Annotated in this window: 21 protein-coding genes and 2 pseudogenes; 8 read left to right on the forward strand and 15 right to left on the reverse strand. The window is 39.7% G+C overall.

Features of this window, described 5'->3' with window-relative positions:
* The first annotated feature begins 167 nt into the window (after nt 1-167).
* Nucleotides 168-1,223, forward strand: a complete 1,056-nt coding sequence (locus ACRWP9_RS18065) for a DUF4892 domain-containing protein (RefSeq protein WP_434927136.1) — start codon at nt 168-170, stop codon at nt 1,221-1,223.
* A 161-nt stretch (nt 1,224-1,384) separates the two neighbouring features.
* Here the strand turns inward: ACRWP9_RS18065 and ACRWP9_RS18070 are convergent, their stop codons facing one another.
* From ACRWP9_RS18070 to ACRWP9_RS18100, 7 genes and pseudogenes are all read right to left on the reverse strand, one after another.
* Nucleotides 1,385-1,972 carry a hypothetical protein gene (locus ACRWP9_RS18070; protein WP_434927137.1) on the reverse strand — a complete coding sequence of 196 codons (588 nt, stop codon included), beginning with the start codon at nt 1,970-1,972 and terminating at the stop codon, nt 1,385-1,387.
* Nucleotides 1,973-2,331: 359 nt separating this feature from the next.
* A pseudogene (locus ACRWP9_RS18075) lies at nt 2,332-3,410 on the reverse strand (transposase).
* Nucleotides 3,411-3,526: 116 nt separating this feature from the next.
* Nucleotides 3,527-3,997 carry a hypothetical protein gene (locus ACRWP9_RS18080; RefSeq protein WP_059746163.1) on the reverse strand — a complete coding sequence of 157 codons (471 nt, stop codon included), beginning with the start codon at nt 3,995-3,997 and terminating at the stop codon, nt 3,527-3,529.
* A gap of 2 nt (nt 3,998-3,999) precedes the next feature.
* Nucleotides 4,000-4,794: a hypothetical protein gene (locus tag ACRWP9_RS18085; RefSeq protein WP_434927138.1), complete on the reverse strand. Its 795-nt coding sequence runs from the start codon at nt 4,792-4,794 to the stop codon at nt 4,000-4,002.
* 266 nt (nt 4,795-5,060) lie between these two features.
* The gene (locus tag ACRWP9_RS18090; RefSeq protein ID WP_432309461.1) at nt 5,061-5,492 is read right to left on the reverse strand and encodes a hypothetical protein; all 432 of its coding nucleotides are present in this window, start codon (nt 5,490-5,492) and stop codon (nt 5,061-5,063) included.
* A gap of 79 nt (nt 5,493-5,571) precedes the next feature.
* Nucleotides 5,572-5,925, reverse strand: coding sequence for a hypothetical protein (locus ACRWP9_RS18095; RefSeq protein WP_434927139.1), 354 nt, complete (start codon nt 5,923-5,925; stop codon nt 5,572-5,574).
* Nucleotides 5,926-6,079: 154 nt separating this feature from the next.
* Nucleotides 6,080-6,535, reverse strand: coding sequence for a hypothetical protein (locus tag ACRWP9_RS18100; RefSeq protein ID WP_434927140.1), 456 nt, complete (start codon nt 6,533-6,535; stop codon nt 6,080-6,082).
* A 386-nt stretch (nt 6,536-6,921) separates the two neighbouring features.
* Here ACRWP9_RS18100 and ACRWP9_RS18105 point away from each other — a divergent pair, with 386 nt between their 5' ends.
* The 4 genes from ACRWP9_RS18105 (at nt 6,922) to ACRWP9_RS18120 (ending at nt 12,524) form a co-directional block, all read left to right on the forward strand.
* A complete protein-coding gene (locus tag ACRWP9_RS18105; RefSeq protein WP_434927141.1) occupies nt 6,922-8,682 on the forward strand; it encodes a hypothetical protein in 1,761 nt (586 codons plus the stop codon).
* 514 nt (nt 8,683-9,196) lie between these two features.
* Nucleotides 9,197-10,804: an ATP-binding protein gene (locus ACRWP9_RS18110; RefSeq protein WP_434927142.1), complete on the forward strand. Its 1,608-nt coding sequence runs from the start codon at nt 9,197-9,199 to the stop codon at nt 10,802-10,804.
* 29 nt (nt 10,805-10,833) lie between these two features.
* Nucleotides 10,834-11,541 carry a response regulator gene (locus ACRWP9_RS18115; RefSeq protein ID WP_434927143.1) on the forward strand — a complete coding sequence of 236 codons (708 nt, stop codon included), beginning with the start codon at nt 10,834-10,836 and terminating at the stop codon, nt 11,539-11,541.
* Nucleotides 11,542-11,852: 311 nt separating this feature from the next.
* Entirely contained in the window at nt 11,853-12,524 is a 672-nt protein-coding gene (locus ACRWP9_RS18120) for a hypothetical protein (protein ID WP_226413344.1), read from the forward strand.
* Between the two features lie 91 nt (nt 12,525-12,615).
* Here ACRWP9_RS18120 and pyrC read toward each other — a convergent pair whose 3' ends face one another.
* From pyrC to ACRWP9_RS18140, 4 genes are all read right to left on the reverse strand, one after another.
* Nucleotides 12,616-13,644 (reverse strand): dihydroorotase, encoded by a 1,029-nt coding sequence (pyrC, locus tag ACRWP9_RS18125; protein ID WP_434927144.1) that lies wholly within the window; start codon nt 13,642-13,644, stop codon nt 12,616-12,618.
* A 289-nt stretch (nt 13,645-13,933) separates the two neighbouring features.
* Nucleotides 13,934-14,707 (reverse strand): TIGR04219 family outer membrane beta-barrel protein, encoded by a 774-nt coding sequence (locus ACRWP9_RS18130; RefSeq protein ID WP_434927145.1) that lies wholly within the window; start codon nt 14,705-14,707, stop codon nt 13,934-13,936.
* Nucleotides 14,708-14,709: 2 nt separating this feature from the next.
* Entirely contained in the window at nt 14,710-15,681 is a 972-nt protein-coding gene (locus ACRWP9_RS18135) for a DUF2333 family protein (RefSeq protein WP_434929137.1), read from the reverse strand.
* A gap of 12 nt (nt 15,682-15,693) precedes the next feature.
* A complete protein-coding gene (locus ACRWP9_RS18140; protein WP_434927146.1) occupies nt 15,694-16,182 on the reverse strand; it encodes a copper chaperone PCu(A)C in 489 nt (162 codons plus the stop codon).
* A gap of 35 nt (nt 16,183-16,217) precedes the next feature.
* On the opposite strand from ACRWP9_RS18140, the gene ACRWP9_RS18145 reads away from it, so the two are divergent.
* Nucleotides 16,218-16,952, forward strand: a complete 735-nt coding sequence (locus ACRWP9_RS18145) for an enoyl-CoA hydratase-related protein (RefSeq protein ID WP_434927147.1) — start codon at nt 16,218-16,220, stop codon at nt 16,950-16,952.
* 157 nt (nt 16,953-17,109) lie between these two features.
* On the opposite strand, the gene ACRWP9_RS18150 is transcribed toward ACRWP9_RS18145, so the two are convergent.
* From ACRWP9_RS18150 to dusA, 3 genes are all read right to left on the reverse strand, one after another.
* Complete coding sequence (locus tag ACRWP9_RS18150; protein ID WP_434927148.1) at nt 17,110-17,310, reverse strand: PspC domain-containing protein; 201 nt, start codon at nt 17,308-17,310, stop codon at nt 17,110-17,112.
* A 184-nt stretch (nt 17,311-17,494) separates the two neighbouring features.
* A complete protein-coding gene (locus ACRWP9_RS18155) occupies nt 17,495-17,806 on the reverse strand; it encodes a hypothetical protein (RefSeq protein ID WP_434927149.1) in 312 nt (103 codons plus the stop codon).
* Nucleotides 17,807-18,163: 357 nt separating this feature from the next.
* Nucleotides 18,164-19,192, reverse strand: a complete 1,029-nt coding sequence (gene dusA, locus ACRWP9_RS18160) for a tRNA dihydrouridine(20/20a) synthase DusA (RefSeq protein ID WP_434927150.1) — start codon at nt 19,190-19,192, stop codon at nt 18,164-18,166.
* A 98-nt stretch (nt 19,193-19,290) separates the two neighbouring features.
* Between dusA and ACRWP9_RS18165 the strand changes: the two are divergent.
* Nucleotides 19,291-20,351 (forward strand): annotated as a pseudogene (locus tag ACRWP9_RS18165) (site-specific integrase).
* A 75-nt stretch (nt 20,352-20,426) separates the two neighbouring features.
* The gene (locus ACRWP9_RS18170) at nt 20,427-20,750 is read left to right on the forward strand and encodes a hypothetical protein (RefSeq protein ID WP_434927151.1); all 324 of its coding nucleotides are present in this window, start codon (nt 20,427-20,429) and stop codon (nt 20,748-20,750) included.
* A gap of 250 nt (nt 20,751-21,000) precedes the next feature.
* Here ACRWP9_RS18170 and ACRWP9_RS18175 read toward each other — a convergent pair whose 3' ends face one another.
* Complete coding sequence (locus ACRWP9_RS18175) at nt 21,001-22,737, reverse strand: hypothetical protein (RefSeq protein ID WP_434927152.1); 1,737 nt, start codon at nt 22,735-22,737, stop codon at nt 21,001-21,003.
* Nucleotides 22,738-22,745 lie beyond the last annotated feature (8 nt).

The raw sequence follows: 22,745 nt of genomic DNA on the forward strand, positions 1-22,745 counted from the left end.
TACCCGTTTCATTTTCGCCACAAAACCTCATTAATAACTATAAACAACAAATTAACGCACTCAATGGGCAAGTTATTTTTGAATGTCATACACCTAGCTGTTTTGATCAGGATGATTTAGCACGATTCATTTCGCCGTTAGATACCACTCCAAAAGATGAACCGTCATTGATAACCGCTAAGATCCAATTGGCTCAAAAACAGCTTTATGTTTCTGTGTATGCCATGAACTGGAAGCGCGCGGCTCACGTTCAATTAGACATTATTGAAGTGATTGAAGAGCCTTTAGACCTACTTAACATTAATCAAGCTTACCTAGGCACGGATATTATTCAGAAAAATTTTGCCGACTTAAGCCATAAAGACCAGAAAAATACTAAAGACCATCCTATGCTAACCCGTATTCCTGGAGCATATATTGATGAATATCAACAGGTGGAATTTGGTGAAACATCTTTGGTAACAGGCATTCTGGACAAACAACATCAAGTTAAAACCTACCAAGGTAGAATTACCGATATTGGTTACACCCTGCCACGTGGTTATTCTGAATTTGAAGTTGATGCAAACTATCAAAATGCATTAAAGCAACTCGGCTTTATAGAGCAATTTAGCTGCTTAGCTAAAGCTTGTGGTAAAACAAGCCAGCTTTATAACCATATGAAATTATTAAAATCAAATGGCATGGATGACAGCCAGCGCTACCGTTTATATCAATTACAAAGACCACAGGGTAATGTTCAGGTCATGACGTTTGTGATTGGCTATAACAACGGCTTATCCGCTGAAATTCGCATTATTGAACAAACCGACCTTAACGATAAAAGGGTCGCAATTGATTTGGAAGGGTTAACCAATAAGCTTGCCGAAACCGGTCATGTGGCGCTGGAAGGACTCATCTTCAAATTTGATAGTGATGAACTAGAAGCTGAAACCATAGATGTGATTAAAGTGGTTGCCCAATATCTACAAAGTCATCCAAAACAACAGTTCTATGTTATTGGTCATACAGATGACCAAGGCAGCCAGGCATACAATTACACTTTATCAGAAAAACGCGCCGCGGCGGTTAAAAGCATTTTGCAGCAACAATTTTCTATCCCTGAATCACAGCTAGAAGCCAAAGGTATAGGAGAATATGCCCCAGTTGCAAATAACCTAAATGAAGCCGGAAGACATAAAAATCGTCGAGTTGAACTCGTCTTACGTTCAGATGTCAAATAACCTCAGTGCGGGATAATAAGCTGAATTCACACTCTTACAGCTAACATCTAAATCTAACATCCATAAACTAAACCGACTTAAGCAGTCCCAATAAATAGACATAAATATATGTTTATTTATTGGGCTTTTATCATCGCTTAATGACTTGATATTGAAATAGACTAATTATTTTGCTCAGCCCTTTGGCGTTCTACATCCGCTTTAGTTAGCCCCATAGCATCTGTCATGTAGCACACTTCTACTAACTGAAACATTTGTACTAATGCACTTATTTTTCCTGCATGCATTTGCATGTTTAGCAGCGCCATAGTCGCGCCTACCTCATCATCACCTACCGATAAAGCGGTTTGACTTAATGCTGAATTCGCCTCGGTCAACTCAGCAATCATACGTTGGTATTCGGTAACATTTTCAGGCGCGTAACAGGTAGATGTTTCTGGCAGTTGGCTTAAAAAAACCTGATACTCTTCAACAAACTTATTGGCCTCAACCAGAGTCTGCTCACCGAGCTGTTGCAACTGCTGTACTTTACCGCTTTTAAACACACCTACAGCACTAGTGCGCGCTTGCGCCAGTTCATTAAACTCTTCCATTAGTGCTAACTGTTTATTGGTTATTACTTGGCTGCGTTCTGTTATCGGTAACGTTTTAGCATCAAACGATTTAATAGCCGCTTGGTTTCCTGCCGATGATGCAAAACTGATTGTGGTAAGTGCAGCCACCATGAGAGTGTTTCTTGTCAATTTCATTTCAAATTCCTTTTTGGTTGGTATTTCATATACCAGCATTTCATATAGTGTCCTAAAAAGCAGCGCAGTTATAAGGTGCTGCTTTATTAATTGTAATGTTATGAAGATTAGATGCTAATGCCCATCTATGATGCCACCTAATGCCACCCATTTTTATAATGAAATAACTTACTGCCTTTCCACTTGAATTACGATAGCTCTTTGTGACTATAAATAAGCCAAATACATTCTTTTAAACAATAAATAAGCCCGAATTCAGCTCCGGAGTTTGATAATCAGCTTATAGGCAGAAGTAGCAGCAACACCTTGATTGATATCAATCAAAGTGTCAAAAAGTTATCAATTTCAGATGGTAAACTTTAAGCGCACAGCCAGCGCTGACAGTTGGCCACGCCTTGTCGTCGCTTTCGGTCTAAATGTTCACAATAGTCAGTTAATGCAGGTAAAGCCCCTACTGCACCTTTGAATAATGCGCCAAATTCGGTAGTGATTTTCAACCAGTTTTCAGCAGGTATATTTAATCTATTGAGAATACCTTGGCTACTTGAGCTAATGGCACCACGCTTACCTTGTCGAATTATCCTGCCGGTATCTTCAACCAGAACAATGTAGTCTTTTACACTGAACATTAACCCATTAGGCATGTTCAAACGCTCATTACCCACAAAAGGCAACAATTCTGTTGGTTGCTCACCTTTTATCGCTGAATTTATTCGACGTTGAATGCTGGTGTAGTCTGAGCTTTCGGGGGTAGCAGCCATCCTAGCCCGAATAGGATTCAAATCGACATAAGCCATACAGGCTAATACTGCGGCTTCATCTAATAATGTCTGGGATTTAAAACGCCCTTCCCACAAATTTATCGGGAATAAATTTGAACAGCTTTAGCTGGCCCGAAGGGTGAGTGCCATGGATGGCAGCGAATAAAATCTTCCGGTACATTTATCTTCTTTATTGGCCATTCTGGCTATTGGCTCACTAAGTGAGCGCATAAACCAGCTGATATCTATTAAGCGTTGTCTATACTGAGTTATGCAATCATTCACAGTATTAAGTTCAAATTCGTTTAGGTCTTCACCTTTTACAAACTTATGTGTCAGTAAAGTACCTTTAAAACCTTTATACCTCTGCATCAGTACGTCTTTATCTGACCAGTTTTTTGCTTTTTCTGCATCAACCTTAATCACCACATGGAAATGGTTACTCCCTGTTCATTACAAAGAATGCATATGCACAGATATCGATAGCAAAGATGGTTACCAATTCAAGAATACAAGAATCGACCCACTCTCGTCGATGCTCAAAGTTTTCGCCTGTTGAGTTATCAAAACCGCACAGAAAAGCCTTACGCACCACACGCGAACAACAGTGACTACTCTCTATTTGCAGGAGAAGGCGTATCTTCTAGCCTGACGATTGTCTGTCTTGGTCTGGCCATCTTCAAATACCATTTAGGAAGGGTAAATAAAGCGTAAGTTATTGCTTGATATTTAGCCAGTAATCATGGGTGGCCATGTTATTATCATCCAAGGTTCATTCATATTGTAAATACCATTAAGATACGTCCGATAGTAAGGGAACCATACAAAACTGTGAGAGTTGCTGGCCAGTTTTCTTTATGTGTGACAGGTTGCCATAGTCAAACTTCAGCGGCTCAATTTGACTATCCAATACAATACATAACTCATAGCCTTTTGAATCACCAAGGCGTCGACGGATTTGAAATGCACTAATATTTTGTATTGGGATCAGCTGTTGACTCAGAGGATAAAGAGAGCTGACGTGGTTGGTGATTAATTGTTTATCTAGATCAAACTCAACATAACTACGGAAAAAGAGAAAGTGCCAACTGAGCAAAGCGACAAGTGACCAAATAAAAACTTCATCGTTTGACCAGCGTTCAAAACCTGCAGTCGCAAACAGAACCAAAAAGGCCAATAGACCTGCAAAAATCCGTCGAGTGATAATATGCGTGTGAGTGTTGGCTATGACTGCTTTGCTTGCAGAAAGTTGTTTAAAAGGCATGTTTATAAACTCCCCACATATTTCATGATAAAGCCAAATACCATTAAAAATGGCAAAGGATAAAAAATCCGTATTACCAATTTAGGCTGCAAAAGTGGTTCGATAAATGGCGCACTGTTAATTGGAACTGCTGATTGATTTTTTTGGTTGTTATCCAGCGGGTGTCGTGCCTGTGACAGTGTTACTTCAGCACAAGGTTTGCTTTCGACTTGGGCTTGTTTGTTCGAAGTATTTGGTATTTTTTCACGACTAACACTGCCAGTTGCCGAGTCGAAAGTGAGTTGATGTATATGAGGAAAATCGCTAATTTGCTCTTTGGCTGTGAGCTTAAATAAATTTGCAAAAAACATCGCTAAAAGCTTGGTGTCTGCTAAGTCACCAATGGGATAGACAATATCATGCAATTTAAGCTCAAACTGACTTCTGTTATGACTATTATGGCGTAATAGCAACTCTGTCGATTGCAGCGGTGCCAGATGTGACTTTTTGCCGTGGTAGCCTAAGATGGTTAATTGTACAAAGCGTTGCTGGGTCTGATTATCCAGTATCAAATGATGCTTAAGAAAGACAAGCAGCAATAGAGGAGGACACAGTAAACACGTGACAACCTGATAGAAAGTTTGTTCTGCTCCACTCAGTGTTAGCGCCATTAATACAGAAGCAGATAATGGCAATAAACCTAATATTGCGAAGCCGCGAAAAATATAATGATATTTGGTAGGCAAGCGTACCTTATCTGGCAAACCCGCAGGCTTTATAAATCGTTGCGCTTGTTTGGGTAGCTGCGAATACTCCATGTACGACGTCCTTGTATTACGGTTAGCTTATTGGTTACGCATTTAGTTGTTGTTAATTATCACTGTTTTTCAAAGCACTATTGAAGTCAAGTAATATCCCTTGAAGAAAAACAATCTTATTCCTTAAGAGCATGGGGCACCCTTTTGATATAATAAAACCAAGGGCATTGATGATAATGCACCTTGGTAAGCTCGTTTATGGTAAGAGGATCTATTCTTGTTGTAAATGGAGCTGTCACTCATTGCTAACAACAATTATTTATTGATTAGGGCAGTGAAGATAAAAACCAGCCATCAGCGGTTCTCATGTATTTACATCTAACATAAGATGTTAATGAGTCACTTTCAATGTAGAGATTTATTTTTGCTAACTCAATTGCAGCAAATCTTTCCTGCTTTGCTTTTGGTGCATCTTCGTAGCTAACCCCTGTAATCTTTACTGTGTGAGGCTCACCTTTACCAAACCTACGCTTATTAGCTCGTTCTAATATTTTTGTTAATCGTTTTTCTTGGCCTTTTGTTGACTCTGGTGGCATTTCTGCCATAAAAGCTGACAAATTTTGGCTCTTAATAAAATCAAGCGTGCCTAAGCAGCGTTGGCCTAATTCATTATCAAGGCTTTTATCACTGTTTGCCAAAGCATTATGGGAGCCAAGTAATATGGCGAGAAGAAAAACAATCTTATTCCTTAAGAGCATGGGACATCCTTTTTAATATAATAAAACCAAGGGCATCGACGGTGATGCACCTAGGTTAGTTTGTTAATAATACGAGGGCCTACTCTTGTTGTAAATAAAGCAGTGGTTCACTGTTTTGAAAGATTTTTTGAGTGGTGTTACCAATTACAACGGTAAAGGTCTTCACACTGTCTTTGAGTAAATCTCTACCTTCTAATGCATCGCCATTTACTGACACTACATTCCCAGCAAATTCGATATAATAGGTTCTAATTTCATCTTCAGCACGTATACCAACTAATTTGACCGTATGAGTACCTGCTGCGAGAGGCACAGATATTGGGCCGACTTTTCTTTGAGGACTTGAACCGTCTGTAATAACTTTATCATCGACGACTAATTTAAAGATATCGTCGTTAAAATTACCGTTATCCCCAAACGTAATATCAAGCAATAATTTTGGGTGGCCATGTTATTAGTAAGCACAGTAATTTTGGGTGGCCATGTTCTTCTTTATTTTTTTGACATTCCATGTCGATGACTCGCTTAGCTTTTCAGTAGCATCGTCGCTACAATAATTATATCTGATCTAACAATTAGGATACTTGTTATAAATCAGCAAAATGTTGATGGTCTTGGGCAAGACACCAATCCCAAGCGGCTTGGGTTACAGGTGACTCGTCACTGGTTTTATCACCGTCAGCTAAATCTGCCATTTCAAAGGCCAGCCCCATTATTTTCTGATTAATCACATCACGAAAACTATCATTATCCACGGGATAAAGATCAAGGATTATCTCACGCGCAAAATCATGATCTTCTTTGTTAGATTGCACTCCTAGAGCCATTCGGTCAGTCGAAGTCGCCATCATTGAGCATTCATCCCACTGCTTATCTTTATTTATCAGGTCTTGATTGTTAATACCACTTAGTTGCTCCCTATAAATATTACTGTCAAAGTCCCACGGCATTTGTTTTTTTTCTGTGGCGTAACTTTGAGCACAACACAATAGTGAGGCCATCACTAAAGTGAGTTTTAGTTTAAAAAGCGACCTGGTTGACATAAAAATCTCTTCATTTAAATAAAAAATCAGTGCGGGAGACCCGCACTATAATGTGATACTGTTTTTTCAATTATTTCTTAATTGATGATCCTGCTGTCGCATTATATTTATCTAAACCACCTTCTTTAGCTGCAATTCGTGTCACAATAATATATTCAGTCATACCTTGACCTTTTTGTTTGCAATTAAGCATTCCATTCTCCAAAAATATTAAAGTGAAAAACGGTCAGCACCATTTCACATTTTCTCAACAATTAACATTATCACTAGTAATTATAAAAAATATAACTACATACTTTATGATAACTAAAGGGATTTAAATTTTACAATCCTGATTTAATCGTTATTATGGCATCGTTTTTAATTAACGTTTAAAAGGATTTTCTGTGAAAAAAGGATATTTGTTTTCATTTGTTTATTTAGCATTACTTTCTGGTTGCGGTGGTTCATCGGACACGCCAGTACAAGAAGTTCCAGACCTAAAACCACCTGTACAACCAACAGAGTATAATCATCAAGTTACAGGTTTAGCGGTTTATCAAGGTGCTTTATCCGGCGCAAGTATCTGCATCGATTTAAACCAAAACTATGTGTGTGATAATGACGAACCCACCTCTGTTACTGATGTTAATGGTAACTACCAGATAGATTGGAAAAGTGAAGTTGAAATACCTGAGTATTACCTACTGGCAAATTGGACCGCGTTAACTGCGGCATCAATAACGCCTGCAAAAGTGCTAAGCGCTAATTTTAAAAATCCGCAACCTATTCAAGCACCGTCTTCTGTCGTCGATGAAAATGGCCAAGGTATGTTAATTGCTTTACCAGAACATAATGGTGCAATTAATGGGTTAACTCACATAAAGGCCAGTCGGCTTGCAACAATGAAGTTGCAGGGATTATCTGCTGCAGATATTCAAACTCAATCTGCTGAGCTTGATGGTTATCTAGCATTTCTTTACGGACAGCAGCTTAATTCTTTATATCAATTAAGTGTCGCGCAATCTATTTCAGAACGCGTAATAACTGTTGAGTTATTACATGCATATTTACAACAAGTTATTGCTGGCCAAGTAGATTCAATTCTGGTTATTGAACTACTACTTGCGAATATCTATGATCAATTTGAAATACTTATTGATACTTTAAATTTAACTCCGCAACAGTTTGTGCAAGCTAACCCACTTGATGCTCGTTTCATCATTAATGATGAGCTGATTCTGCTTGGATTAATTCAGCAACCCATAGACAGCCAAATAGTTTCATTTGAGGAATGGGAAGCTGTTATGGAAAACCTAAAAGACATGACCAATGTCTTTACTTTGAATTCTATAGGTGACTTTCATATTTTTTCTATGTCTAAAAGCCAACCAAAATCAACACTGGTAGGGATTATGGATGCTGGCCAGTTTTTTGGGTTTATTCGAGAAGACTCTCCTAATGAAAACGAAAGACAGCAAGAATGTTGGAACAGCCAAGAGTCAATTTGGGTTAAGCCAAACAGCAATCCGACACTTCCGATTGCACCTGATATCCAAGGTAATACCCTGCACTTAGTCTATGAGGGAACCAATGTACCAATCACAATTACCATAGAAAAATATCAAACGGCTTCCGAAGTTTGGCAATCATTTTTGTCTGCGTCGCCTTCATTTTTAAAGTTAGCCGATATTGAATGGCCTAGCACAATTTACCGCCTATACTTTTCACAGGCGGATGATGTGATGTGTAGAGAAGCAGATTCCTACCAGGTATATGAATATGCGGATACTTTTAATCCCGCCACCTTTAATACGCTAGGCGTTATTGATACTTTCTACTCTTATATATTACCTGGTGATGTATTGATTAATGATCAAGAAAACACCTATACATTTGTTGATTCTGGGGAAACTTATGGATGGAAATTATTGACCAGCCCAAACATGTTGCCTTTAATTGAAGTAAAACAACAATTACCAGAAAACAAACAACTAAATGTGCTTCCAAGTTATTATTTATATACTGATGGAGTATTTATTGAAGTTGAATTAAACGAAAAATTCAATTATGCAAATACACCCTCTTACCTGCAATTAAGCTTTGGTGATAATTATGCGTTTGGTGATAACCTTTTCCAAACTTTACACAGCTTATTAATCAACTAGATCACAAATAGAAATCAAGCCATCTACTGAAGAAGATGGCTTTTAATTACTCCATATAATAAAGACGTCCTGCATTACTTAGGTCTGCGAACAATATAAACCAGTTTAGTTAACCCGTTTAATCATCAGTAGATTATAGATATTTTCCGTATATATTGGGCCTTCGCCGAACTTTCCATCAATATTAAAAATAATAATTGAAAGTAAAATATAAACTACATTTTTCAATAGAAAAAAATACAACATTTGTAACCTACTAATAAATATGATTTAACAAGGTCAAATTAGTAGACAGGCTTAAAGTCCCAAGCTATCTTAGCTAAAGTAAAGCCAAGGTAACAATGTATTTATGCAGCGTTAAAAGGATGGCGCGCACATTATTGCGTGTTAAATGAAGCGCATATCAATCAGGAAGATGAATCGATTCAGAAAATATCTGCAACGCTCCTTCCTTATCAGATTACCTATACAAAACAATCAGTTATAGATATCTATTTTCGATCACAGGTTACTCATGAAAAAATCATTATTATCTTTAGCCATGATTGTTATTTTTTCAGTGGTGGGCATTCAACTTTTCATCATTCCGCTGTTTGAAAGTCATATCAGACATCCAACAGAAAAATGGGCTTTAGAGTTTTTAACTTCAGGTTTTACCAACATACTTGCACAGCAATTACAGCCGTTACCCAAACAAGAAAGAGCGCTCTACTTACAAACCATACAGGCTAATTTTGGCGTTGAACTTTCTTTACAAGAATTCAAAAAAAATGACTTTTCCATCGAACAACAACAATGGCTTGAGCAAGATAAAGTGTTGGGGGATCCTTTAACTGATCTGGTATACCGAAAAATAGACAGTGAACAGATGTTAGTCGTGATTAATCCGAATACTGTACCTAAATATTTAATTAATGATGCACAGCGTTGGAGTATGGGCTCATTCTATCTTATTCATAAAAGGTTAGCAGGACAGCCAGAAAAGAACTGGCCATCACTTATGGGTTCTATTAGCGATAATTTTGAACATCCCGTTTCACTGCAAACCATGAGTGAATTAAATTATAGCAAAGCACAAATGAGTGACTTAAATGAAGGACGTATTATTGCTATATCCACTGCCGACTCTGATTTCATTGGCTATCCAGCGGATATTGTTATTCAGCGTATTGCTAACAGTGACAAGGTCATTGTATTAGGACCATTCAGTCCCGAACTAAAAAGTAAAGTACAGTACATGTTAAGTATCTTTTATTTGATATTTAGCTTATCGCTGCTGGTGCCTATTGTTGTGTGGCTAATACCTGCGTGGCGCTCTATGCTCAGTCTTGATAAAGTTGCGATATTACTCGGCCAAGGTAAATTCGACACTCGTGCCAAACTGATCCGCTTTAGTCATTTGAATCATTTATCAAAAACATTTAATCATATGGCGGAGAAAATACAGCGTTTAATTTCTTCACATAAAAACCTTATTAATGCGGTTTCCCATGAGCTGCGTACGCCTATTGCACGGATTGAATTTAATCTCGAGCTACTCAGAAACAGCACTAAAAATGACTATCAACTGAAGCAATTAGACCGTATTGAGTTTTCATTAAATGAGTTAAATTCATTGGTTTCAGAAATGCTTGCACATGCACGATTTGATAGAGAAATGCCCGTACTGACATTTGAGTCTGTTGAACTTAAGCACTGGTTGAAACAAGAGCTCATCACCTGGCAAGAAGCTAATCCAAACATGACAATTATTTTACTTGAAAAGGGTAACTGTAATGCCATGATTGACCGGTTTTATATGAGCCGCGCTATCTGCAATTTAATTAGGAATGCAATAGCATACGGACAAAATCAAATCCAAATAAGCTACCAAAAGTCGCGTGTTGGGTGGATGCTATTCATCGAAGATGATGGCACTGGTATCCCCTTAGCTTCAAGAGATAAAGTGTTTGAGCCATTTTATCGCGAAGATGAAAGCCGTAATCTACAAAAGGGTGGCACAGGATTAGGTCTGGCAATTGTAAAGCAAATTTTAAATTGGCATGGAGGAACCGCTAGCGTTAGCACTTCCGCTTTAGGAGGTGCACGCTTTGTCCTCGATTGGCCAGAAAAAACATCATGACTCATTGCGAGTTGAATATGGAACAAGTGATGAAGACAAAAATTTTAGTGGTAGAAGATGACTTACCCTTAGCGGAATCTATTCAGGAATACCTCACATATGAAGGTTATCAGGTAGAGATCGTCTCTAGCGGAGTGCAAGCCGTATCACACATACTGGAATGGCAACCTGCACTAGTTATGCTCGATATCATGCTACCAGGAAAAGATGGTTTGACCGTATGCCGTGAGGTTAGGCCAAAATATAACGGCTATATTTTAATGTTTACTGCCAGAGAAGAAGAAATAGATCAAATTGTAGGGCTTGAAATCGGCGCAGATGATTATTTACTAAAACCCGTCAAGCCTCGTTTATTATTGGCTAAAATAAAAGCCTTTCTAAGGCGGGAGTTATCAACTGAAGCACCCAATGAGCATCAGCAGCCCAATGTGTGTATGAATTTCGGGCAACTAACGATTGATACCCAAAAGCGAAGTGTCATCTTAAGTGATGAGCCTATCCCACTCACAGATGGTGAATATGATCTGTTAGTCACTTTAGCTAGACATGCAGACAATATATTGTCCCGCAATGACCTAGTAGAACAAGTAAAAGGTCATTACTACGATGGTATTGAGCGTGGCGTCGATAATCATATCAGCCAACTTAGAAAAAAACTGGGGGATAACGCCCGTAATCCATTTAAAATTAAAACGATTCGCACAAAAGGTTATTTGTTTGTTTCTAGCGGCTGGTGAAATTAAGCCTGCCATCATAGTAAACACCATCATTCAAAAAATCTAAACTATTAATATAAAACAAATACGACTTTATAAATTGAAATTAAAATTGCCCTCCCCTCTGAACCTAAAGACAATTCGTGACAATATCTGACAGCAGCTGACAACTGCTGAGAGTTGTTCTTGTCGGCGTGTGTTAGCATTTTGTTTATAAATTTAGCCCGTCTGCAATGCCGTGCTTAATGACTAAATAGTCAAAAGTATTAAAACGCAAAGCAATGACTAACTGAATTTTAACCACAACAATATTGAGACACTATGGAGATTCTATGAACAGAGGTAATAAAGGGATTATTGTTGCATTAATAGTAAGTGTTTCCGCAGTACTGAGTGGCTGCAGTGGAAACTCTGATGAGTTGGATGAAAAATTAACTCATACTGTAAAGATGTCTTTCATAAATTCACTGGCTTATATGGCTGATTTTCATGTTAGTAAAAGAAATATAAGCACAGGATATACTGGCCTATTTGATAGCAAGAATATCGCTTCAAGCGATGTTAAAGCCAATGATATAAGTAGTGTCTACAACTATAGTTACGATGCCATTAATAATATGGTTAATTTAGGCGTTAAAGACAGTATCAATGCTAATCAAGAAAAACGTATAACGACCAATTTAAGTAATGGTAATCATCTTTGGGTCATCGCATGGGAATCGTCAGGTAGCAGCACATTGTCAGCGATAAACAAAAAGCAACACAATACTCCTGATGTATTCAACGTACGTTTATTTGCAAATGGTAATTACGATGTCTCTGTTGACGACACAGCCATATTGACTACGGAAAAAGGTATTGTGACTGATTATCTAGCAGTTAGTAACTGCGCTAACAGTTTGAAAGTGGCAGGTAATACCATTGATTTATGTACGGGTAACATTAGCAGTTCTTACTTACTCGTAGTAGATGGTAATGGTAAACGAGTTATGACAGAAGAATGATTTTTATATTTAAAAAACAATAACTTACTCATTTGCAGGCGGCTTTAAAAGCTGCCTACAAATGAGGTGGCAATATTTTTAGTACATCATATTATTTCACTTTCCAATTCACTTGTTGGCCGGCAAAAAACGGCACAATAGGGTTACCGTTAGGCAAAATAATTTCTTCTGGCACGGTCCAGGTTTCTTTTACCAAGGTTACGGTGCCAGTATTACGCGGTAAGCCATAAAAATCAGCACCGTGTAAGCTAGCAAAGCCTTCTAACTTATCTAATGCGCCTAAGTTATCAAATACTTGGGCATATAACTCTAATGCGCTCCAGGCGCTGTAACAGCCAGCACAACCACAAGCCGATTCTTTACGGTGCTTTTCATGCGGCGCGGAGTCTGTCCCTAAGAAAAACTTACTTGAGCCCGTTGCCACAGCAGCTTGCAACGCTTGTTGATGAATATTGCGTTTTAAGACCGGTAAGCAAAAGTTATGCGGACGAACACCACCGACTAATAAATCGTTACGGTTTAATAATAAATGCTGTGGGGTAATGGTTGCTGCAACATTAGATGAAGCAGCAACAAACTCAGCGGCTTCTTTGGTGGTGATATGTTCAAACACCACTTTAAGTTGTGGCAAGGTTTCGACAATACGAGCAAGGTAGCGATCGATAAAGACTTTCTCGCGATCAAAAATATCAATGTGTGATTCAGTCACTTCCCCATGAATAAGCAACAACATTCCTTGCTCAGCCATCACTTCAAAAATTGGAAACAATGCATCTAATGCTTTCACTGCGGCATCAGAGTTCGTTGTGGCGCCTGCTGGATATAATTTTGCGGCCACAACACCAACGGCTTTTGCATCAATGATGTCTTGCGCTGTCGTGCTGTTAGTTAAAAATAAAGTCATTAGGGGCTCAAAGCTGCTCCCTTGAGGACGTGCTGCAAGAATACGCTCACGGTAATCAACGGCCATCTGGGCTGTAGTGACTGGTGGCATAAGGTTTGGCATGACAATCGCACGTTGAAATAGGCGTGCTGTAGCTGGCACGGTTTCTTGTAACATGTCGCCATCACGAAAATGTAAATGCCAGTCATCAGGGGTTGTGAGAGTAATTTGCGTCATAATGAGTCCTAGGTTGTGCCACTCCATTTACGTCAAGCCATAAAAGCGGGCTAATTAAATGAGCGTGAAAGATGCGAGCCAAATTTTGCCGCTATTGTGCCTGAAAACCGCTTTGCTTAATAGATGCGGAATTTGAACGCTGACTTTGCAATTACAAATAGTATGACGTTATTTGATGCTAAAAAAAGCCGGACATCGTTAAACGACATCCGGCTTACTCAATATATTATGCAAATAGCCTATTTAAAAGTGACCAATACTTATCGTGCAGTAATGTGGCCACTGCGGACTAAAATGCTAGCTCAACACCCGCAAATACACCGGAAAATTGCATATCCTGGCTACTACCAGAAAAACCATTTACATCAAAACTGAAATCACGGTACCCAACACGCACCAGCGTATCTAAGGCAATGCCATCAAACTGCCACCCCAAACCTGCACTGTAATCGTGTACGCCTGTTTCATTAAGACCTACCATGATGTCAGCAAAAGCAAAAAGCCCTAATCCAGGTACTCCAACGTGTGCATTGCCATATCCCATAACGACACCGCTGTCGATATCGCGCTGTGTGGCTATGCGTGTTAACTCTTCACCAGCGAAACCGTCAACACGAAGTGAACCGTTCATTTTCTTATAAGCCGCGCCTAAGTCTAATGACACAATATCGTTATCTAAAATCTCATAATACAAAACAAAATCAGTGTTACTCAGATCGTTATAAACCTGTGATGCACCTTCAAAGTTCACTCCGTTATAATAAAAACCACTGCTATCTTTTGAAGCGGAGCCTTCTAGACGATTTTCACGAATTTTAAGATTCGGCACGATTGGAATTGGATGCTCAATCGCTAACCACACACTGCCCTGGGTTTCTGAATCATAGTCGTAGGTTTGGGCAGGACCCGTCGCATTGCCAACATTACTGTCGGCATTAAACGTACCTGTTGCGTCAGTTTGCCATAAATCGCCACCGACTTTAAAGCCGACTACGGTTGCTGCTTGTGCAGAAAAAACACTTAACAAACCGAAAATGGCTGTTGCTACAAGAGTCTTATTCATTGTTATCCCTGAGAAAGTAAATTAGTTAAATCAATTACCGCTGCATTGGCACGCGATATATAGTTTGCCATCACTAATGAATGGTTAGCCACCAAACCAAAGCCATTACCATTTAACACCATCGGGCTCCACACCGTTAGCTGAGTGGCTTCCAACTCGCGAATTATTTGACGTAAGCTGACTTCGGCATTTTTCTTTTCTAATACATCGGCAAAATCAACTTCAATAGCGCGCATAAAGTTTAATAATGCCCATGCCGAACCGCGGCTTTCATAAAACACATCATCAATTTTCCACCAGCTGGTTTTAATCTCTGCACTCATTGCTGAAGGAGTCGATTGACGAGCTGCGGTATCACCGGCTAAATCGGTATTCAATCTATCTTGACCAACACTCGCTGATAAGCGCTGAGAAATACTGCCTAAACGCTTTTGTACTTCTTTAAGCCATTCGTTTAAGTTATCTGCTCGGGCATAAAATTGCGCGTTAGTATTGCCTGAATCACTTATTCTGGCTTGGTATAGCTTAAGTAATTTAATCGCATCACGGTATTCACTTTCAGCACTGGGTACCAACCAACTCGTGTGCTCAATATTTAGTTTGGAATGTGCTGATGATAAATCCGTATCGGCGGTAGATTGAGATTGCGAGCGACTAAACTCTTTACGCATAACCAATGCTAAGTCACGTGACTGTTCCAGTGCACCAAACTCAAATGCCGGCATATTATCCATAAATATCGACGGCGGCATCATATCGTTGGCTAACCAGCCACCAGGTTTATCCAGTAAGGTTTCCATTGTGGCAATCAAGGAGTTTGTTGTCGCATATCCTGTAATCAACTTTCCTTGATCTGTTTGCATAGCAACGGGTTCAATAGGGTCTGGCTCTATACTCCACCAAACGCTAACAAAATAGCCTATTAAACCGACTAAAGCGCCGGCGGCAAAAACTTTATTCCTTGTAAATAGCATCAATAGTACTCCTTAATGATGGTGATGATGTTCGCTATTATCTTGATGTTCAGAACCAGCTTGTTTTAATACAGGCAATTCAACCTGCAATTGCTGTTCAGTATCAAATATCAATGTTAATACTACCTTATCATTTTCCGCTAATGGCTTATTCAAGCCTAATATCATAATGTGATCGCCAGACGGTTTTAAACTGAGCGCCCCATGAGAAGCAATAACTAAGCCCTCGACTTGACGCATTTTGACCATGCCATTTTCTTCAATAATAGTGTGCAGTTGTGCTTCTTTGGCAATAGCTGTTTTTACTGCTACTAAATTAACCGCTTTATCACCATGGTTTTCTAATGTTAAATATGCGGCTGTATTTGGCACAGATGCTGGCATTGCGCGCACGTGCCCATCTACTAGAATAACATTTGCTACTGCAGTAAATGATAAAGACGTTAGCGCTAAAAAATTAAACAGATGTTTGAATATTGGTTTCAATGTCTTAAACTCCATGTAATCCCTGCTCGTGTTTACAAAGGAAACAACGAATGAGTCTTATAAAAATGCGTGATGAACAAGGTGTACGTATCATCAGCTTCAATCGCCCAGAAAAACGTAATGCATTTAATCTAGCAATGTATCAACAACTCACAGAATACCTTATCGAGGGCGATAGCAACAATGAGATTCGTGCCTTTCTGTTACATGGTGAAGGAAACTGCTTTACCGCTGGCAATGATATTGCCGATTTTTTGCAAAGTGGCGACCTCAATAGTGATCACCCAACCGTAAAATTTTTAATGTGCTTACTGGAATTAAAAAAACCGCTAGTAGCGGCAGTATCAGGCGCTGCGGTTGGCATTGGCACAACCTTATTACTGCATTGTGATTTAGTGTATGCTGACAATAGCGCAAAATTTCAAATGCCTTTTGTAAGTCTAGCATTAGTGCCAGAAGCTGCATCAAGCCTATTATTACCATTAATCGTCGGTCAACAAAAAGCTGCTGAACTTATTTTAATTGGCGATGCATTTAATGCGGAAACGGCTGCTAAATTAAATATTATCAATCAAGTAATTGAAACTGATGTGATTGATTTTGCATTAACTAAGGCTAAAAAGTTGGCGAGTCAGCCGCCTGAGTCCTTGCAAGCATCACGACAATTGTTGCGATATAACCAGCAACAGGTGAAACAACAAATGCAGCTTGAATTAACTCACTTTGGACAACGATTAAAAAGTGATGAAGCTAAGCAAATGTTTCAAGCATTTCTAAATAGATAATCATAATAAGAGGGATAAAGCTGTAAAATATGGCTTGTTTGAAACCATCATTTTATAGATGCACTCTCTAATTCAGTGGTTATGATGCCTCAATAGCCGGTCGCTCTGTTGCTTGTTCGGCAGAGCTTTTTAAAAGAAGCACTGAACTAGAGAGTCTTTAATAGTGAGTTGATTTTTTATCCACCATTATAGCTAACACAATATAGGCTAATAGACACACTATTGGATTAGCAAACAATACTAATACACTCACGACTCTTGTCCACATAACCGACCAACCAAATTGTTTTGCCAGGTAATAACACACTCCACAAATAATCTTTGATTTATCAGCTAGTTTTGCAATTATTCTATCCATAATACTCCTTAACATCTTAATAATTATAGCCAAATAGCTCTAACTAACAGCCACTTAAACTAAGCTTGATTTTGCAACTTGGTCAGCAAGTGAGCGATAACTGCACAACAAATAAAACTCACAAAGGGCAGTAACACTATGGCTAATAAGGGCATAACCAAGCCTAGTTGCTCAGCAAACATCATTACTTCTTATTCGCAGCAGTAGTGACTGAACGCTCCGTTACTTCACTCGCGATGGCTTTATCTTCTGGATAAAAACTGCTGTTAAATATTTGTTCAGCTATTTGAGTTTTTAATGACAACACAAACTCTTGCTTGGCTGATAAAATTAAATCCTGGCTAGCTTTTGAAATATTTTGCTCTAGCATTGTGAAGGTATCTTGAACCATTAGGTCATCTGCTTGCGCTGTAAAACTGCTAACCGATATAACTAATGCGACTGCTGTGGCGCCAACGATACGACTTAAACGACTTGTTGAATTTGAAATAAACATGATGTCTTCCTTTTCTGTTTAGTTTGCAGTGAAACCTGTTTTTCGCTGCTGACAGACTTAGTATTACAAACACCGTGCCAACTTTTAAAAAACACACTAACCAACTGAAAAATAATATATAAATAAATATAAAAGTTAATATTTCGCCTATTTCAAACTACGTTTGAGAATAAAAAACAAACAATTAGTAAAATTAACCACATGGTTAGTCAATTTTACTAATTCATGTTAAATCACATTAAAAGAACGCGCTTACATGAAAATATATGATTTAAAAATACTTAAAAACTCATGTTCAGCGCGGAATTCAGCGACAAAAAAAGCGCTCTTATGAGCGCTTAATTTAGGGGGGATTAGTTAGGCTATCGGTTCAGGAGCATTTTCATCCATCAAGGCTATCGCCCCTCGCACCACCTCAATTCCAGCGCCCGCTATATGGGCATTTTCACTTAAGTAACGGCGCCAACTTCTTGAGCCAGGCAACCCTTGGAACAAACCAATCATGTGGCGAGTAATGTGATTTAATCGTCCACCTTGCTGAATATGACGTTCAATATAAGGCAGCATTAACTCAACCACTTCTTCACGACTTAATTGCGCCGCATTACTGTTAAAAAGCTGTTGTTCAACTTGGGCTAAGATATACGGGTTTTGATATGCTTCACGGCCAACCATCACGCCATCAACATGCTGAAGATGTATTTTAGCTTGGTCTAAGCTGGTAATCCCGCCATTAATACCGATATTAAGTGCTGGGAAATCACGCTTCAATTGATACACACGATCATAATCCAGTGGTGGGATCTCACGATTTTCTTTTGGGCTTAAACCTTGTAACCAAGCTTTACGAGCATGAATCGTAAAATCGGTACAGCCTTTCGCACTGACAGTTTCAACAAATCGCGTTAAAAACTCATAACTGTCTTGATCATCAATACCAATACGGGTTTTAACGGTAACAGGAATATCCGCTACTTGCTTCATAGCATCAACACATTCAGCGACTAATTCAGGTTCACCCATTAAACAGGCACCAAAACGACCATTTTGGACTCGATCAGACGGGCAGCCTACATTGATGTTAACCTCATCATAACCGCGCTCAGCTGCAAGCTTGGCACAATGAGCCAAGTCTTTTGGGTTTGAGCCACCCAATTGCAACGCCAGAGGATGCTCTTCTTCATTGTAAGCTAAATAGTCACCTTTACCATATATGATGGCACCCGTAGTAACCATCTCTGTGTACAACAAAGTATTAGCAGACATTAAGCGAGCAAAATAACGATAGTGGCGATCTGTCCAATCCAGCATAGGCGCTATGCTAAACGTCCTATCTAGCGTAACCCTTGGTGTATATGGCTTTGCATCAGTATTCTGTAAATTCATACTTCTCACATTTTGAGTTATTTTAATACATTTTTGCACATTTTAAAGTGGTCGGGTATCCTGTGAGGTATCCAAATAAATAGGACTGGGTACCCCAAATGGCTTTTTATGTAATAGACCCGAGAACTCGTGCTGATGGCACTATTCGATACAAGTGCTCTGTCAGAGTGAAAAAAAAGGCAAGATAGTTTACAGTGATCACCGTACTTTTACAAAGCAAGCGCAAGCGGAAGCCTGGGGAAAAAAAGAAACCTTTAATCTCGAGTCGAATGGCATACCTGATCCTTTAAAATCAGTTTTATTGTATGAGCTGATTGGTAAGTATATTGAAGACCCCAACGTACATATTGGGCGCACCAAACTTTATGTGCTGAATATGTTGGCCGATAGCGACATTGGTAAAATGAACGCGTTCGATATTAAGTCGCATCATATTGTTGAACACTGTAAAAATAGAATCAACTCAGGGACTGGGCCGTCTACCGTGTCGCACGATGTTAGCTATTTGAAGTGGTGCTTAAAAATGGCTAAGGCGAGTTATGGTTACGCGCTGTCAGAATTACCCATAATTGAAGCGTATGATTTGCTGCACAGCCAAAACTTAATTGGCAAATCAGCAAGACGTTCTAGGCGTCCAACTGAAAACGAAATAGATAAGCTAAAGGTGGGTTTACAGGAACGGTCAAACCAGAGGATGGCGCACATTCCATATGTAGACCTATTAGACTTCTCTATTTTAAGCTGTATGCGGATTGGCGAGGTTTGCCGAATTACGTGGGATGATGTTGATGAACAGCAAAAAGCGGTAACCGTTAGAAATCGTAAAGACCCGCGAAAAAAAGCAGGTAATCACATGCTAGTGCCGTTATTGGGTGGGGCGTGGGAAATACTACAAAAGCAACCACGCAACGATGCGCGGATATTCCCGTATAATGAAAAGTCTGTTGCTGCAGGTTTTCAGCGGGTTAGAAATGAGTTGGGTATTGAGGATTTACGCTACCATGATTTACGGCGTGAAGGTGCTAGCCGGTTATTTGAAAAAGGTTACACTATTGATGAAGTGGCACAAGTAACAGGCCACCGCAATATTAATACGCTATGGCAGGTATACACTGAGTTATACCCTAAGCGTTTGCATGATAAAGACTCGAAAGAATAATCTAAACTTATTTGCTCTCTTTTTAACCAAAAACGTTAGGTGTATAATGGAAAGTATTACTCAAAAGGAAATCAAATGAACAATCTATCGACTGAAGATCAAAAGGCTGTAAAAATTACGGTTCGTGAATTTAAAAAGGAATTTAAAAAGATTGAAGAAGGGTCATTAGATTTATTTGCACTAATCATATTTATTAATAGTGCTTTCGAAACCAAGCAGTTTCCATCTTTGAAGTTCAGTGCTCTTGTACATTACCAAAAAGCCAGAGCAGCTGGTTGGCCACTCGATCGCCTATTGAGTTCTAATGGTTTATCTGCTTTCAACAATGCAATATTGGAAGTTCGTAACATCTTAATAAATTCTCAAAAGTTTCATGAGGATTTATGTTCAATAAATTAAACAACTAAACCTCTATCTCTACAAACACCAAGTCGGGTGCTGTCCCTAGCACCCTGCCGTCTTGAACATAGATATGATCGCCGATACTGCCAGAGCCGATGACCCGTTGGGTGTGGCCGCTGGCAGTGGTGGCGGTTACCGTTCCATCGGTATTCGCCACGTTAATCGTCATAATTAAACGCGGGGCGCTTAGGCTTTGTGTTAACTGCTTTAACATTACGATTCCTTATGCTGATTTTGATACAACAGCTTATGCAACGTGGCGAACGACGGTGATGGTTTGCTCTACATCAATGTCGCCAGTGTCGCTAACCGATGCGCTAATCGTAACTGAATCACAGGTACCTTTGAACACATTCACACCTTCACGAACGCCGATTAACATACCAGGTGTTGCGGGTGGTAAGTCGGCCAGAATCGGTAAACTCATATTGATATTAAGCTTATTGCCTGTATCGGCCAGTGCGTTAGTGCCGGCTGTTCTAGCGGCCTGATTATCAACAATCAGTTGGGCGCTAATGTCATCAGTTGCAATATTGCCTGCCGTGCCTGCACGTTTTACTTTTGCGCTAATGCCCTGCTGCTCACCCCGCAGCCAAACCACATTACACTCGGTACCGATTTCTTTTGATTCGCTGTAACTGGTGATCACTGCATCGTGCAAGGTTAAATCAGGTGTCGCAGCATCCATTAACCAAGGCACTGTTGGCCAACGTGGTACCACGGTTAATGTTTTGGTTTCATCATTAGATAGCAGCATACAACCTAATTGTGTCACCGCTTCTTGCACTGCATCGATGGGCGATTTATTGCCAACGCTAAACGCGCCTGCAGGTACGTTAAAATCAACGATGCCGTTAAGCTCAATAGTCCAACCGGTAAACTGCAGCATGTCAGAAAGTAAACCGGCAAAACTGCGTGATGTTGAATTGGTATAACTGATCGGCAATACATATGGCGTAGTCAGTTCGGCACTGCGGCTGCGGCCTGTTCCGCGATAAGTCGCGTTACCAAACACTTTGCTTACACTGGTTTGCTCAAGCAAAACATAAAACTCATAGCCGTTTATACCCACTTTAAGCAGTTGATTTTCAGCGCGGCTGGCATCTATACGGCTTGAAAAATCGATACTCACCGAGCTGGCCCACTGGCCACGGCTGCGGCTAATACTGATATTACTGATCACAATCGGCACGTTGTCTGACACGCGCACACACGTAATGGTTGGCTGCATTAAATAATACCTGCGCAATTGGGGTTCAATGGGGGTTTTAAAATCAAGATTGGGTAACACTGGGTTTGAGTCAATTAACCCACCACCGTCGTCAAAGTAACAATACTCTGGTGACGGTGTGAACCGGATAATAATCGGATTGACTGCAGAGCTGGTTAAAGGGGTAAATGGATCATTAAAACGAATACTCGCTACACCCACTGGTGGACGATATTTAGTCGAGCATATCCAGCGTGATGCATGCGGGCCCCATTTTAAAAGGTGTTCAGTACCGCAACGTATTCCTTTATAACGTAATGTATGCTGAATATGTTTTGCTGCGCCATCATGCCATATCACGCTTATAGACAAGCACTCAGCTGCAACATCTAACCAACGCATTTCGGTATCAGTTTGATGACTTATTGTTGTTTTCCACAAAATATCAACTGAGGTTTGATGGCTTTTGGGTAGCGCCCAACTAACAGCAAAGTCATTGCGGGTTTGCGGTAATGCTTTCCAGCTGAAGCCGTAGCTTATACCGACTGACGGTATAGTCATCCACGCTGACATAATCGTTTGTTCGGTTCCATTGTTTAACGTCCAAGGCGCATCAAATTCGATACCTAAATGACTTGCCGCCTCAGCTAATACCGTTTGTTTTTCAATAGCGATAGGTTTGCGCCACACCATACCGCATTCAATACCCAACGATTTGTCAACAATTACTGGTGGTTCACCGTCATCGCCAAACCTAATTACAATGGGTGACAATCTAGACG

Source organism: Shewanella sp. HL-SH2 (assembly GCF_051164935.1).
GTDB classification, from domain to species: Bacteria; Pseudomonadota; Gammaproteobacteria; order Enterobacterales; family Shewanellaceae; genus Shewanella; species Shewanella glacialimarina.